This is a genomic window from Bradyrhizobium pachyrhizi, from assembly GCF_029714545.1.
Taxonomy (GTDB): domain Bacteria; phylum Pseudomonadota; class Alphaproteobacteria; order Rhizobiales; family Xanthobacteraceae; genus Bradyrhizobium; species Bradyrhizobium pachyrhizi.
In genome coordinates this window covers 4,504,697-4,518,903 of the sequence record NZ_CP121667.1, presented here as the reverse complement: position 1 = coordinate 4,518,903, position 14,207 = coordinate 4,504,697, and the positions used below count along the sequence as shown (strand labels likewise).

Here is a 14,207-nt window from a genome sequence, read left to right as displayed (position 1 = left end):
AAACGTTGGGCGAGCGCCCGCGAACTCAAATGCTCAAGTGAGCTTTCTGCAGCCCTGCCAACATAGGCTTGAATTCGCCGATGCAATAGGACGGAGGTTGTCGGGCAACGTACATTTCAAAGGAGTTCGGCCATCTTGTTCGCAGGGCTTCGAGGGCAGCGCTGGCCTCCTCCACCCGGCCGAGCTGACCCTGCGCGGCAGCCAGCCAGCGATACGCATACGGATGCTGTGGGAACCGCTGTGTTGTGTGCTTCGCTATTCGCGCCGCCTCCTCATAGTCGCCATCGAGGTAGTGTGAGGTCGCAAGTTGTGTGAGCCGCACGGGCCGGACCGGATCATTTGGGCTTAGCCGCAAGAACATGCGTATCGAATTCCGTCCCTGAGCGCGGTGGCCGGCCGCGATGTACGCAGCGCCTCTCACGCCGAGCGCACTCGCGCAATCCGGTTTCACCGCCAGCACGGTCTCGGCCTCTTCGATGGCGCTCTCGACATCGCCATTGAGGAAACTCAGTAACGCGAGGCGCGCCCGGGGCTCGGGATCGGCGTCATCAAGTGCAATTGCTCGCATCACGAGCGGCCGCGCGAGCTCGCATCCGGCGGCGACTGTGACCTTGCTATAGATGGATGCTGCCATCATGTGCGCCCACGCCAGCGCGGAATGAGCCGATGAGAAGTGCGGGTCGAGATCGACCGACTGCTGGAAAAGATGCTGCGCGGCATCGATTGCATTCGAGTTGCACCCCGACATGTGCCAGATGCCGAGCTGGTACGCCTCCCACGCTCCGAGGTCGTCCGGTTTGGTACCGAGCGCGCGCGATAGCTCGCGGGCGAGGATCTCGGCTGCCGCGCCGCGCGCGATGGCGTCGGCGATCAAGCGTTGGCTTCTAAGCCCGTCGGCACCGCTTGTATCGTATCTCTCGCCCCAAATGTTGACGCCGCTCCAGGTCTCCACCACCTCGGCCGAGACCCGGCATCGCCCGCTGATGTGGTGGTTGACGCTTCCACGGAGCCTATAACGGCAGTCCTGCGCGCGAGGTGCTGCGATTGCCGGCGTCCCGACGAAATTCTGTTCTCCTTCCACAGCAGCCGCGACCTTCAGCCAGCGCCTTCTCGTCAGCTCGATACGCACCTGCTCCGACACCAACTCTCCTAGCGCCACGGAACCGCGATCCGGATAGGTGTGCGTGAAGGCGAAAACGCAGATCGATGGCCCGTCCGTTTCTCCTCGTGGCGATCCGCGAGAGGCGACAAGTCCGGTTGGTGATCGGTCGTTCGGCGACGCGCGGATTTCCTCAACTTGCCCGACAAACCGGACACCACGCCGCGCGAGGGTCTTGATGTATTTCTGCTTCCGTCCACTGTCGCCGATAGCGGTACGGGCCACGTAAACCCGTGTGGTCAGAGCCGCATCGGAAACGGCGCGACCGCCCCAAATGGCGTTGATGAGTTCGTCCTTGCTGACCATTCGCTCGCGATGGCGGATCAGGTAGACGAGTAGATCGAAAACCTGTGGTGCCAGGACGACAAGGTTCGGGCCCCGCATCAGCTCCCTACTGTCGGGGGACAGAACGCAATTCCCGAAGCGGTACCGCATGGAAGCCCGTCGCCTGTTCGGACTCGAAGCGAGACAGCTTAGCAGGCCACAGGGCTTTGTCAGAAAAAAATCAGGGAATGATCAAGCGCGGCCGGACGGTTGCGCTTAGCTTGCCCTCGTACCCCAGCCCATTGGAGGGGACGATGGCCAAAAGAGCAATGCACATTCTTGGGGTTGCCATGGCGTCGGCGATCGTGAGCTGTTCCATTCATGACGGCGCAGGCGCCCAGGAGCGTCCGTCGATATCCGCAAAAGCCACGCCCGCCATCGTCGGTACGTGGCGTGTCACCTTTACCCGACCGCCCTCCCGAGGGTATGCGCTGGTGACGTTCACTTCCGATGGCACGTCGGTCCGAACGACCGATCGATCGCCGGTGATGAGCCCCTCTCACGGCGCCTGGGTGCAGACCGGCGAACGCGAATTCCAGGCGACTTGGCACGCCTTCAAGTTCGATGCCGGCGGGAAGCACATCGGCAACCAACGAGCTGTCTTTCGCGTCGCGATCAGCGCGGATGGCAATTCGCTTTCCGGCGTCGGCGTCGGCACGACCTATACACTGGAGGGTCAATTGATCGACGCAGAGACCGCCGAGGGTCCCTTTGAGGGAACCCGTATCTCTATTGTCGAACACTATACCAAGTGACGTCGCGCTCCGTTGCCGCGATGCCTGCGCTGCGTGACTGAGCGGACGCTCGACGGCGCATCCCCTGTGTGGATCCTGCCGATTTCTTGCGGCATCATGGGTTTTGGCCCATCCGGGAAGCGCCGCTAGACTGGACGTATGAAACAGCCTGATTCTCCAAAATCCCCTGCCCGCCGCGCCGTTCTGAAAGCGGGGCTCGCGGCGGGCGTGGTGCTGGCCAATCCGCTCGCCGCGCTGGCGGCCGCCCCTCCCGGCTTCGACCAGTGGCGCGACAATTTTCGCACCCGCGCGCTCGCAAAAGGCATTTCGGAGGCGACGTGGAATCGCTGCATGGGGCGGATTGAGCCCGACATGAGCGTTTTCAGGCAGATGCGCAACCAGCCTGAATTCCACGAGCAGATCTGGCAGTACATCAATCGCCGCGTCTCCGACTGGCGCATCATCCACGGCCGCGAGGCGCTGAAGAAGAACGAGGCGCTGTTCGGCCGGATCGAGCGCGACTTCGGCGTCGAGCGCGGCACGCTGCTCGCGCTGTGGGGCGTCGAATCCGCCTATGGCGATCCGCTGGTGCAGCAGAACCACATGACGCCAGTGTTTCCCTCGCTGGCGGCGCTCGCCTGGAACGAGCCGCGCCGCAAGGCCTATTGGGAGACCGAACTGATCAACGCGATGAAGATCGTGCAGCGCGGCTGGAGCACGCCTCAGGAAATGAACGGCTCCTGGGCCGGCGCGATGGGTCATTCGCAGTGGATGCCGGAAGTCTGGCTCAATGTCGGCTTCGACTATGACGGCGACGGCAAGGTCTCGCCGTTCGGCCGGCCCGACGACGCGCTGGGCTCGACCGCGAAATATCTCGTCAACCGCGGCAAGTGGCACCGCGGCGAGCATTGGGGCTACGAGGTCCGCGCGCCCGGCGGCGGCGCCAGCGGCAGCCGCACCTATGCGGCCTGGGCCAGCGCCGGCGTCGTCAGAGCCGACGGCCAGCCGTTTCCGCAGCCGAACGCATCAGCGCAACTGTGGATCCCGGTCGCCGGTGGCCCGGCCTTCCTGCTCGGTCCGAACTTCAATTCGGTGAAGAGCTACAACCCATCCATGAACTACGCGCTGGCGATCTGCCATCTCGGCGATCGCTGCCTCGGCGGGCCGCCCTTCATCCAACCCTTCCCGGGCTCGGAGCGCGCGCTGACGCTCGCCGAGGTGCAGGAGATGCAGACGCGGCTGACCAAGGCCGGCTTCGACACCGGCGGCACCGACGGCCGCGTCGGCAACGACACCATGAAGGCGATCAAGGATTATCAGATCAAGATGGGCCTGTTGCCCGCCGACGGTTACGGCGGGCTCAAGGTGCTGGCGCGGTTACGGCAAGGCGGCTAAAGCGCGATGAGATTAGGTTGAATCGTCATCGCGCTTTAGCTCTTTGTTTGAGCATGATCTTTTCGGAAAACCGCTTCGCACTTTTCCGGATCATGCTTTAGGCATCATGCGACCTGCGTAGCCCGGGTGAGCGAAAGCGATACCCGGGGACGCATTTCCCGCACATCGCTCCGCTCATGCGGTACGACAGTTCGCTCCTACCGGCTCGCAGGCTGCCGCACCACGCCGCCGGCATTCATGCCGCCGTCGATCACAAGCTCGCTGCCTGTGACGTAACGCGACGCGTCCGAAGCGAGATAGAGCACGCCCTGGGCGATCTCGATGGCCTGGCCGGCGCGGCCGAGTGGCGTGGCGAACCTTGCCCGCTCCTCCGGATCGATCGGCGCGTTCTGGCCGGCGCCCGTCGCGCCGGTCGGGATCTTGCCCCATATCGGCGTGTCGATGATGCCGGGATGCACCGAGTTGACGCGGATGCCGTCGTTCACCTGCGCGCACTCCATCGCGATCGACTTGGCGAACAACCGGACCGCGCCCTTGGTGGCGCTGTAGCCGGAAAGGGTCGCCGCACCGCGCAGGCCGGCCAGCGACGACATCATGATGATGGAGCCGCCGCCGTGCTTGCGCATCAGCGGCAGCGAGTGCTTCACCGACAAGAATACGCCGTCGATATTGATGGCGGTCTGGCGACGCCAGTCCGCGAGCGACATCTCGACAATCGAGGGCGCTCCGATGCCGATGCCGGCATTCGAGACCATGATATCGAGGCGACCATGGCGCTTGCCGATCTCACTGATGATCTCGATCCAGCGCTCCTCGCTGGTAACGTCCTGCGGCAAGAAGGTCACGTTCCGCCCGGCCTTGGTGAGCCGCGCAGCGAGCTCGGGTCCCCTCAACTCATCGATATCGGTCGCAATAACGGTCGCGCCTTCCTGCGCGAGCAATTCGACGATGGCCTCGCCAATGCCCGATGCGCCGCCGGTCACCAGCGCGACCTTGCCTTCAACCTGTCCTGACATGTCCTCTCCCAACGTTTCTTATCGGATCACCGTCGGGCCCTGATCCGGCACCGCGACGTCGAGGACACGGAATTGCACACGTTCGGTGCCTTGCCAACGGTCGACCGCAAGAGAGCCCGCCACGTGCAATTGCTGGCCGCGATTTTGCGTCAAGGCGCTGCCGAGCTTCTGTCCGACGGAACGGAATGCGATGCCGTTGACGATCGAGCCGTCGCCGGACTTGAAGCGCAGCCGCAGATGCGCCTGCCCGACCTCGTCGGCATAGACCAGCTGATGCGACGGCAGCGCGATCACCGGCTCCGGATTGGCGCTGCCGAACGGGCCAGCGCGATTGAGTGTCGCGGCGAACTCCGGCGTCACCGCGCGCGCGCTCACGGCGCCATCGATGAACAGCTCGTTCTCGTGGCGCGAATTGGCGACGTCGGCCGCCAGCGCGCTCTCCATGTAAGCGCGGAATTCGGCGAGCTTCTCCTTGCGCAGCGTGACGCCGGCCGCCATCGCGTGCCCGCCGCCCTTCATCAGAAGGCCGTCGTGCACCGCCTGCCGCACCGCCTTGCCGAGATCGACGCCGCCGATCGAGCGGCCCGATCCGGTGCCGATGCCGCCGGGCTCCAGCGCGATCGCAAACGCGGGACGCGCGAACTTCTCCTTCAGCCGCGCCGCCACAAGCCCAACCACGCCCGGATGCCAGCCTTCCGCCGCGGTGACGATGACAGCGCCCTTGTCCTCGAGCCCGAGCGAGGCCAGCGCCTCGGCCTCGGCCTGTGCCTCGGCCGCCTGCTCGATCACGCGCCGCTCGGCATTGAGGCGATCGAGCTCGGCCGCGATCCGCGCAGCTTCCGAGATATCGCCTTCGAGCAATAGCCGCACGCCGAGATCGGCGCGCCCGATGCGCCCGCCGGCATTGATGCGCGGTCCCAGCATGAAGCCGAGATGCCAGGCCTCCGGCGGGCCGTTCAGCCGCGCGACGTCCATCAACGCGGTGTGGCCGACATGATCGCGGCGTCGCATCGCGATCAGGCCCTTGGCGACGAAGGCCCGGTTGAGCCCGATCAGCGGCGCGACGTCGGCGACGGTGCCGAGCGCGACGTGATGCAGCACGCTGAGCAGGTCCGGCTCCGGCATCTCGCCGGTCCAGAAGCCGCGCTGGCGCAGCTCGCGATTCACCGCGACCAAGGTCACCAGCACGAGGCCGACCGCAGCGAGATGGCCGAGCCCGGAGAGATCGTCGGGCCGGTTCGGATTCACCAGCGCGTCGACCTCGGGCAACTCATCGCCGGTCTGGTGATGATCGATCACGACGACCGACATCCCGAGCTTCTTCGCTTCCGCCAGCGGCTCGATGCTGGTGGTGCCGCAATCGACCGTGACGAGCAGCGTCGCGCCCTTCGCCGCCAGCGCGCGCACGGCGTCGACGTTCGGTCCGTAGCCTTCGAAAATGCGGTCGGGAATGTGGATCAGCGGGTCCAGCCCGCAGTGGCGCAGATGCCAGGTCAGCAGCGCGGCCGAAGTCGCACCGTCGACATCATAGTCGCCGAAGATCGCAACCTTCTCGCCGCGCACCGCGGCATCCGCGATGCGCTTGGCGGCATGCTCCATCTCGGTGACCGTGTGAGGATCCGGCATCAGCTTGCGGATGGTCGGGTCGAGAAAGTCGGGAACCTCGTCGATCCCGACGTCGCGCCCCGCCAGCACGCGCGCCAGCATTTCCGGCAATTGATAGCGCTGCACGATCGCGAGCGCCCGCGCCGCCCCGCGCGGATCCAGCCGGTCGCGCCAGAGTTTTCCGGTCAGCGACCGCGTCACGCCGAGGAACGCCTGTGGCGCCTCGACGGGCAGTGCGGATGCGTGCAGCGTCATGAGCCCTTCCCAATCAGGCAGGAATCGTAACGCTTCGATGATTTGTGGACCAGTTCTAGCAGCCCATTCGGCTGGCGATTTCCCCGAAATCCTTGGCCACGATGTCCCACTCGCCGGTGGCCTCGAAATCGTACTTCTGCAGCGGACCGTATTCGGTCGGACGCGCCACGAAGGCGGTCTTCAGGCCGAGCTTCTGCGCGTGCTTCAGGTCGTAATTGTGCGCGGCGACCATCATCACCTGCTCCGGCGGCAGGCAGAGCAGCTTCGCGGCGCCGAGATAGGTTTCCGGATCGGGCTTGTAGTGCTCGAACAGTTCGGCCGACATCACGAGATCCCACGGCAGGCCCGCGAACTTCGCCATGTTGGTGAGCAGCGCGACGTTGCCGTTGGACAGCGGTGAGATGATGTATTTGGTCTTCAGCCGGGTCAGACCGGCGACGCTGTCGGGCCACGCGTGCAGGCGATGCCAGCCCAGCGTCAGATGCTGCAAATCGGCCTCACTCAGCCCCTTGATGCCGAACTGCGCGACGAGTTTTTCCAGCGAGCGGCGGTGCAATACGTCCAGGATGACGTAGCCGTTCTGCGGGTTCTTGCGCACCTCGTCCATCGAGGCCGCATAGACCGCGCGCCAGCCATCGACCAGCGCGGTCCAATCGGCCTTGATACCGCGCGTCTCGCCCCATTTGGTGAAGTCGTCGATCAGGCTGGTGCGCCAGTCAACCACGGTCCCGAACACGTCGAATACCAGCGCCTTGACCCCGGACAGATCGGACATGCGCGTCTCCCTTTTTCTTGTTGTTATTTATCCCGTCGTTCCGGGATGGTGCGTAGCACCAGACCCGGAACCTCGAGATTCCCCGATGCGCAATTGCGCATCTGTGGTTCGTCCTTCGGACGCCCCGGAATGACGTTGCCTAGTCCAGGTGGAATTTCTCGAGCTGCCGATGCTCCGCCTTGATGTAGCGCACAGTGCCGGTGACCGAGCGCATCACGACCGTCTCGGTCTCGATTACGTCCTTCTTGAACTTCACGCCGGTCAGCAGCGAGCCGGTGGTGACGCCGGTGGCGGCGAACAGGCAGTCGCCCTTGGCCATGTCCTCGATGCCGTAGATCATCTTCGGATCGGTGACGCCCATCTTGTGCGCGCGCTCGCGCTTCTCCTCGGTGTCGAGGATCAGGCGGCACTGCATCTGGCCGCCGATGCAGCGTAGCGCGACTGCCGCGAGCACGCCCTCGGGCGCGCCGCCGGTGCCGATATACATGTCGACGCCGGTCTCATCGGGTTTGGCACAGTGAATGACGCCGGCGACGTCGCCGTCGGTAATCAGCTGCACGGCAGCGCCGGTTGAACGCACGCTGTTGATGATGTCGGCATGGCGCGGACGGTCGAGCACCAGCACGTTGATTGCGCTGGGGTCGACGCCCTTGGCCTTGGCGAGCCGGCGGACGTTGTCGGCCGGTGGCGCGTCGAGCTCGATCACGTTCTTGGCGTAGCCCGGGCCGATCGCGATCTTCTGCATGTAGACGTCGGGCGCGTGCAGCAGCGTGCCGCCGTCGGCCATCGCCATCGTGGCGATCGAGCCCGGCATGTTCTTGGCGCACAGCGTGGTGCCTTCGAGCGGGTCGACCGCGATGTCGACCTTGGGGCCGGCATTGAGGCCGACCTTCTCGCCGATGAACAGCATCGGCGCCTCGTCGCGCTCGCCCTCGCCGATCACGATGGTGCCCTCGATCGGCAGCTTGTTGAGCTCGCGCCGCATCGCGTCGACCGCGGCCTTGTCGGCGGCCTTCTCCTGGCCGTGGCCGCGCAGCCGCGCGGCCGACACTGCCGCGCGCTCCGTCACGCGCACGATTTCGAGCGTCAGGATGCGCTCGAGCAGCATCTGCGGCGGAACGGAAATATGGGTCGACATCGGCGTACTCCTTAAGCCTCGGGGACAGGCCAGCCTGCCCGCATCAATCGTCTCACGCCCGACCCGTTCAGGCCATGCGCTAGTTTTTCTCGATCCGGATCACCTGCGGCCGGCCACTGATGACCTTATCGCGTTGCACTGCGGCCAGCGCACGATGCACGGCATCCTCGCTGGTCGCATAGGTAATCAGAATGACCGGGACCGGTGAAGGTTTTTTGGCCGCGCCGTTCACATCGACGCCATCCGGGTGCCGTTGCACGATGGACTCCAGAGATATCTTCTGTTCCGCCAGCCGGGTGGCGATTGTTGCGGCAGTGCCTGCAAGATCGCGCGCCATCAGGCGGATATAATAGCCACCTTCATGGCGTTCCATCGGCGCCTTGGTGGTGTCGCGCAACCGATCCACCGGGCGTCCGAACGGCTTGGCACGGATGCCGCGAGCGACGTCGGCGATGTCGGCGACCACGGCCGAAGCCGTCGCGCCGCCGCCGGCGCCGGGTCCAACCAGCGTGATCGGCGGAATCCCCTCGCCGTCGATCGCGACCGCATTGGTGACGCCCATCACCTGCGCGATCGAGGATGATTTCGGCACCATGGTCGGGTGCACGCGCTGCTCAATGCCCTTTGCCGTGCGCACGGCAACACCGAGCAGCTTGACGCGGTAACCGAGTTCCGCGGCGGCCTTGAGGTCTTCCGGTGTGATCGAGGAGATGCCTTCGACATAAACCGCGCTTTCCGCAACCTTGGTTCCGAAGGCGAGGCTCGCCAGGATTGCGAGCTTCTGCGCGGTGTCGTGACCATCGACGTCGAACGACGGGTTGGCTTCGGCATAGCCGAGACGCTGGGCGTCCTTCAGACACTCCTCGAACGACAGGCCCTCCTGCTCCATCCGGGTCAGGATGTAATTGCAGGTGCCGTTGAGGATGCCGTAGACGCGGTTGACGCTGGTGCCCGCGAGGCCCTCGCGCAGCGTCTTGATGACCGGGATCGCCGCACCGACCGCCGCCTCGAAATTCAGCGCGCCGCCGTGCTTCTCGGCAGAAGCGGCGAGACGCAGTCCATGCTTGGCGATCAGCGCCTTGTTGGCGGTGACGACCGACTTGCCGGCCTTCAGCGCGGTCTCGATCGCGGACAGCGCGGGATCTCCGGCGCCGCCCATCAATTCGACGAAGCAGTCGATATTGGGATCTTCGGCGAGCGCCTCGGGGCTCTTCGCCCAGGCGATGCCGCGCAGGTCGAGGCCGCGCTTCTTGGCTTTCGAGCGCGCCGTGACCGCGACGACGCGAACGCCGCGCCCGCTGCGCTCGGCCAGCGCCCGTCCTTGCGTTTCGATGAGGCGGACGACATCGGCACCGACGGTGCCGAGCCCCGCTATGCCCACGTTCAGGGGTGCGACCATGGATTTAAGGAACCTGGAGATTGAGCAACCTGGAAGGATTAGCGTCGGTTGGCGAGAGGAACGACGTTGTGCAACGTTTCGATGCCGCTTTCAAGGAAGCGGCGCACGCCGCGCGCGGCCTGCCGGATGCGCTGCTCGTTCTCCACCATCGCAATGCGGACATAGCCCTCGCCATGCTCGCCGAACGCCACGCCGGGCGACACCACGACGCCGGATTTCTCCACCATCAGGGTCGCGAACTGCATGCTGCCGACCGCCTCGAACGCCTTGGGCAGCGGCGCCCAGGCGAACATCGAGGCCTGCGGCGGCGGAATGTCCCAGCCGGCGCGGCCGAATGACTCGACCAGCGCATCGCGGCGCTTGCGGTAGGTGTCGCGCATCTCGCGGATGCAGTCGTCGGGACCGTTCAGCGCCGCGGTCGCCGCCACCTGGACCGGCGTGAACGCGCCGTAATCGAGGTAGGATTTGACCCGCGCCAGCGCCGCGATGATCCGCTCATTGCCGACCGCAAAGCCCATGCGCCAGCCGGCCATCGAGAACGTCTTCGACATCGAGGTGAACTCGACGGTGACGTCGATCGCGCCGGGCACCTGCAGCACCGATGGCGGCGGATTGTTCTCGTCGAAATAGACCTCGGCGTAGGCGAGATCGGACAGGATGAAGATGTCGTGCTTCTTCGCGAACGCGACGAGGTCCTTGTAGAAGTCGAGGTCCGCGACATAGGCGGTCGGGTTCGACGGATAGCAGACGATCAGCGCGATCGGCTTCGGGATCGAATGGATGATCGCCCGCTCGACCGCCTCGAAGAACTGCGGCGTCGGCTCCGAGGGCACCGAGCGGATCACGCCGCCCGCCATCAGGAAGCCGAAGGCATGGATCGGGTAGCTCGGATTGGGGCACAGCACGACGTCGCCGGGCGCCGTGATCGCCTGCGCGACGTTGGCAAACCCCTCCTTCGAGCCGAGCGTCGCGACCACCTGGGTGTCGGGGTTGAGCTTGACGCCGAAGCGGCGCGCATAATAGGCGGCCTGGGCCTTGCGCAGGCCGTTGATGCCGCGCGAGGCCGAGTAGCGGTCGGTCCGCGGCTTGCCCAGCGTCTCCTTGAGCTTCTCGATCACATGCGGCGGGGTCGGCAGGTCTGGGTTCCCCATGCCCATGTCGATGATGTCGGCCCCGGCGTTGCGCGCGGCCGCCTTGGCCTGGTTGACCTTCTCAAAGACGTAAGGCGGCAGACGGCGAATGCGGTAAAAATCTTCCATGGGACCCTTGCTCCGACAACCGCGATGCCAGAATCGACCCCCTTGGTCCAGTTTGCGGAAGCCGGCTCGGCCTCTGACAGAAATCGCACTGAATCAATGACTTAGAGCGAATTCAGGCGCGCGATCTGGGGGCTGCGGCCGGATCTGCGGTTGAACTGGGTTTCTTTTAGCACGGACACCGGGCGGCGCCAGCGCTGATCGGCCGTTTGTCGGGCGCTACTTCCCGCTTTGGGCGGCCGTCGAGGCCTGCCGCGCGCGCGCGGCAATCAGCTCCTGCTCGATCTTGGCCTGATCGGCCGGCTTGATCGTCGGGTCGGCGCGGTCGGGCGGAAGATCATGGACCGGCAGGTAGCCGCCGGCGTCCTTCTCGCGCGCCGGCGCATCGGCCGGCATCGTCATATCGGCGATCGTGCTCGAGCACCCGCCCAGCGCCACCAACGACGCGAGCAGCACTGCGGCCGCGAGCCCCCTGTTCATTCGATCGATCGGCATGCGCCGAATTGTCCCCAACAAGCTAGCGCGCACGTCGCACGTTGCCGACACGGGTCGCACTGGTACGAGCCTTGCAGCGTCCCCGCTGCGTTAATTCCGACTTTAGCGTTTCAAACCATTGTCGCCCGAAACGCTTAAAGCGGGAACACCAAAAGCGACCCCTGAGGCTTCAATATGACTAAACAAAGATTTTTTCTCGCACCGCAACAGAGCGAAACATCGGATTTTGACTGATTTCCATTGCCGCACCGCGCGATGACGCCCTCCAAACGACGCGATATTGTACCTCAGATGAGCAACGTTAGTACCGACACCCAGGCCACCCCGAAATTCAACGCCGAAGCCTTCGCCATGAACATCGCGCGGGCGATGGAGAGCAGCGGCCAGGCGCTGGCAGCCTATCTCAAGCCGCGCCAGACGGGAGAAGTCCGCGACAAGCCGCCGAATGAGCTCGGTGAGGTCATCAAGACCTTCAGCGTGATCGCCGAATACTGGCTGTCCGACAAGGAACGCGCCTCGTCGCTGCAGATGCAGCTCGGCAAGGACTATCTCGATCTCTGGGGCTCGGCGGTGCGCCGCATGGCCGGCGAAGCCGATGCCAAACCGGCGATCGCCCCGGCCCCGCGCGACAAGCGCTTCCAGGATCCGGAATGGAAGTCGAACCAGTTCTTCGACTTCATCCTGCAGCTCTATTTGCTGACCGCGAAATGGGCGCAGCAGCTGGTCCATGACGCCGACGGGATCGATCCCCATACGCGCAAGAAGGCCGAATTCTACGTCCAGCAGATCACCAACGCGCTGGCGCCGTCGAATTTCGTGCTGACCAATCCGGAGGTGCTGCGCGCCACCGTCGAGACCAATGGCGACAATCTGGTGCGCGGCATGAAGATGCTGGCCGAGGATATCGAGGCCGGCCACGGCACGCTGCGGATCCGCCAGTCTGACTCGAGCAATCTCGAGGTCGGCGTCAACATGGCGACGACGCCGGGCAAGGTGATCTTCCAGAACGAGCTGATGCAGCTGATCCAGTATTCGCCGGCGACCGAGAGCGTGCTGCGCACGCCGCTGCTGATCGTGCCGCCCTGGATCAACAAGTTCTACATCCTCGATCTGCGCCCCGAGAAATCCTACGTCAAATGGTGCGTCGACCAGGGCATCACGGTGTTCGTGATCTCCTGGGTCAATCCGGACAGGGAGCTCGGCAAGAAGACCTGGGCCGACTACATGACCGAAGGCCCGCTCACGGCGATGGACGTCATCGAGAAGGTCACCGGCGAGATGAAGGTGCACACCGCCGGCTATTGCGTCGGCGGCACCCTGCTCGCCTCGACGCTCGCCTATCTCGCCGAGAAGCGCCGCCAGCGCGTGACGTCGGCGACGTTCTTTGCCGCGCAGGTCGACTTCACCCATGCCGGCGATCTCCTGGTGTTCGTCGACGAAGACCAGATCTCGGCGCTCGAACGCGACATGCAGGAATCCGGCGTGCTCGAGGGCAGCAAGATGGCGATGGCCTTCAACATGCTGCGCTCAAACGACCTGATCTGGTCGTATGTCGTGAACAATTATCTGAAGGGCCAGACGCCCTCCTCGTTCGACCTGCTGCACTGGAATTCGGACGCGACGCGGATGCCGTCGTCGAACCACTCCTACTACCTGCGCAACTGCTATCTGGAGAACCGCCTGTCGACCGGCACCATGGTGCTGGACAACACGCTGCTCGATCTGTCGAAGGTGAAGGTGCCCGTCTACAACCTCGCCGCACGCGAGGATCACATCGCGCCGGCGGAATCGGTGCTCTACGGTTCGCAGTTCTTCGGCGGCCCGGTGAGATATGTGCTGTCCGGCTCCGGCCATATCGCCGGCGTCGTCAATCCGCCCGCGTCGAAGAAGTACCAGTACTGGACCAACGACAACATCAAGGACATGAAGCTCGCCGACTGGCTGAAGGGCGCCGAGGAGCACAAGGGCTCGTGGTGGCCCGACTGGCGCGGCTGGCTGGAAAGCCATGATCCGGAGACGGTCCCGGCGCGCATGGTCGGCTCCGACGGCACGCAGGTGCTCGAGGACGCCCCGGGCAGCTATGTCCGCGTGCGCGCATAGCGTCAGGTGTTCGCGTAGCATCAAGTCTTCGCGTAGCGCCAAGTCTCCCGCTCAGCTATAAACAGACGGTCCCGACGGTCGGGAATCGAATTCACGTGAGGGGGAGACGATGACGCGCGAACTGTTCTGGCTGTCGCTGACGGTGATCCTGACCGGGCTCTTGTGGATCCCCTACATCATCAACCGCTGCCAGGTGCGCGGCCTCTCCGGCGCCATGGGCAACCCCTCGCGCAACGACAAGCCGCACGCGGAATGGGCCAACCGGCTGATGTTCGCCCATGACAACGCGGTCGAGAACCTCGTGATCTTCGCGCCGCTGGTCCTGATCCTCAACGCGGCCGACTATTCCACCAAATGGACCGTGCTCGCCTGCGCCGTCTATTTCTGGGCCCGCGTCGCCCACCTGATCGTGTACACGCTCGGCCTGCCGGTGTTCCGCACCCTGGCCTTCACGGTCGGCTTCCTAGCCCAGGCCGTGCTGGCGCTCGCGATCTTCAAGGTCGTCTGATCCAAATATTCCCCCCGGTTGCGGCGACAGCCGCGCCGGCGCGGCATC

Annotated in this window: 12 protein-coding genes; 4 read left to right on the top strand and 8 right to left on the bottom strand. The window is 64.8% G+C overall.

What is annotated here, in order from left to right:
• Positions 1–25: 25 nt before the first annotated feature.
• Complete coding sequence (locus tag QA639_RS20790; protein WP_198400188.1) at positions 26–1,543, bottom strand: tetratricopeptide repeat protein; 1,518 nt, start codon at positions 1,541–1,543, stop codon at positions 26–28.
• 194 nt (positions 1,544–1,737) lie between these two features.
• Here QA639_RS20790 and QA639_RS20785 point away from each other — a divergent pair, with 194 nt between their 5' ends.
• Positions 1,738–2,238, top strand: coding sequence for a hypothetical protein (locus QA639_RS20785; RefSeq protein WP_157344997.1), 501 nt, complete (start codon positions 1,738–1,740; stop codon positions 2,236–2,238).
• Between the two features lie 138 nt (positions 2,239–2,376).
• Complete coding sequence (locus QA639_RS20780; protein ID WP_157344995.1) at positions 2,377–3,612, top strand: lytic murein transglycosylase; 1,236 nt, start codon at positions 2,377–2,379, stop codon at positions 3,610–3,612.
• A gap of 197 nt (positions 3,613–3,809) precedes the next feature.
• Here the strand turns inward: QA639_RS20780 and QA639_RS20775 are convergent, their stop codons facing one another.
• From QA639_RS20775 to QA639_RS20745, 7 genes are all read right to left on the bottom strand, one after another.
• On the bottom strand, positions 3,810–4,628 hold the full coding sequence (locus QA639_RS20775) for an SDR family NAD(P)-dependent oxidoreductase (RefSeq protein ID WP_028332187.1): 819 nt from the start codon (positions 4,626–4,628) through the stop codon (positions 3,810–3,812).
• Between the two features lie 18 nt (positions 4,629–4,646).
• Positions 4,647–6,488, bottom strand: coding sequence for a single-stranded-DNA-specific exonuclease RecJ (gene recJ / locus QA639_RS20770; RefSeq protein ID WP_283087203.1), 1,842 nt, complete (start codon positions 6,486–6,488; stop codon positions 4,647–4,649).
• 55 nt (positions 6,489–6,543) lie between these two features.
• Entirely contained in the window at positions 6,544–7,263 is a 720-nt protein-coding gene (locus tag QA639_RS20765) for a haloacid dehalogenase type II (protein WP_283087202.1), read from the bottom strand.
• 139 nt (positions 7,264–7,402) lie between these two features.
• Positions 7,403–8,401, bottom strand: a complete 999-nt coding sequence (glpX, locus tag QA639_RS20760) for a class II fructose-bisphosphatase (RefSeq protein WP_028332190.1) — start codon at positions 8,399–8,401, stop codon at positions 7,403–7,405.
• 79 nt (positions 8,402–8,480) lie between these two features.
• Positions 8,481–9,800, bottom strand: a complete 1,320-nt coding sequence (locus tag QA639_RS20755; protein ID WP_028332191.1) for a homoserine dehydrogenase — start codon at positions 9,798–9,800, stop codon at positions 8,481–8,483.
• 38 nt (positions 9,801–9,838) lie between these two features.
• Positions 9,839–11,059, bottom strand: coding sequence for an LL-diaminopimelate aminotransferase (locus QA639_RS20750; protein ID WP_016842955.1), 1,221 nt, complete (start codon positions 11,057–11,059; stop codon positions 9,839–9,841).
• 216 nt (positions 11,060–11,275) lie between these two features.
• Positions 11,276–11,551 carry a hypothetical protein gene (locus QA639_RS20745; RefSeq protein WP_283087201.1) on the bottom strand — a complete coding sequence of 92 codons (276 nt, stop codon included), beginning with the start codon at positions 11,549–11,551 and terminating at the stop codon, positions 11,276–11,278.
• 291 nt (positions 11,552–11,842) lie between these two features.
• On the opposite strand from QA639_RS20745, the gene QA639_RS20740 reads away from it, so the two are divergent.
• Both QA639_RS20740 and QA639_RS20735 read left to right on the top strand, forming a co-directional pair.
• Positions 11,843–13,651 carry a PHA/PHB synthase family protein gene (locus tag QA639_RS20740; RefSeq protein WP_283087200.1) on the top strand — a complete coding sequence of 603 codons (1,809 nt, stop codon included), beginning with the start codon at positions 11,843–11,845 and terminating at the stop codon, positions 13,649–13,651.
• A 109-nt stretch (positions 13,652–13,760) separates the two neighbouring features.
• On the top strand, positions 13,761–14,159 hold the full coding sequence (locus tag QA639_RS20735; RefSeq protein ID WP_028332193.1) for an MAPEG family protein: 399 nt from the start codon (positions 13,761–13,763) through the stop codon (positions 14,157–14,159).
• Positions 14,160–14,207 lie beyond the last annotated feature (48 nt).

Coding starts and splice junctions, on each gene's coding strand:
- QA639_RS20775 (WP_028332187.1), bottom strand. CDS start 4,628: ATGTCAGGACAGGTTGAAGGCAAGGTCGCGCTGGTGACCGGCGGCGCA.
- QA639_RS20785 (WP_157344997.1), top strand. CDS start 1,738: ATGGCCAAAAGAGCAATGCACATTCTTGGGGTTGCCATGGCGTCGGCG.
- QA639_RS20755 (WP_028332191.1), bottom strand. CDS start 9,800: ATGGTCGCACCCCTGAACGTGGGCATAGCGGGGCTCGGCACCGTCGGT.
- recJ (WP_283087203.1), bottom strand. CDS start 6,488: ATGACGCTGCACGCATCCGCACTGCCCGTCGAGGCGCCACAGGCGTTC.
- QA639_RS20735 (WP_028332193.1), top strand. CDS start 13,761: ATGACGCGCGAACTGTTCTGGCTGTCGCTGACGGTGATCCTGACCGGG.
- QA639_RS20750 (WP_016842955.1), bottom strand. CDS start 11,059: ATGGAAGATTTTTACCGCATTCGCCGTCTGCCGCCTTACGTCTTTGAG.
- QA639_RS20745 (WP_283087201.1), bottom strand. CDS start 11,551: ATGCCGATCGATCGAATGAACAGGGGGCTCGCGGCCGCAGTGCTGCTC.
- glpX (WP_028332190.1), bottom strand. CDS start 8,401: ATGTCGACCCATATTTCCGTTCCGCCGCAGATGCTGCTCGAGCGCATC.
- QA639_RS20790 (WP_198400188.1), bottom strand. CDS start 1,543: ATGCGGGGCCCGAACCTTGTCGTCCTGGCACCACAGGTTTTCGATCTA.
- QA639_RS20765 (WP_283087202.1), bottom strand. CDS start 7,263: ATGTCCGATCTGTCCGGGGTCAAGGCGCTGGTATTCGACGTGTTCGGG.
- QA639_RS20740 (WP_283087200.1), top strand. CDS start 11,843: ATGAGCAACGTTAGTACCGACACCCAGGCCACCCCGAAATTCAACGCC.
- QA639_RS20780 (WP_157344995.1), top strand. CDS start 2,377: ATGAAACAGCCTGATTCTCCAAAATCCCCTGCCCGCCGCGCCGTTCTG.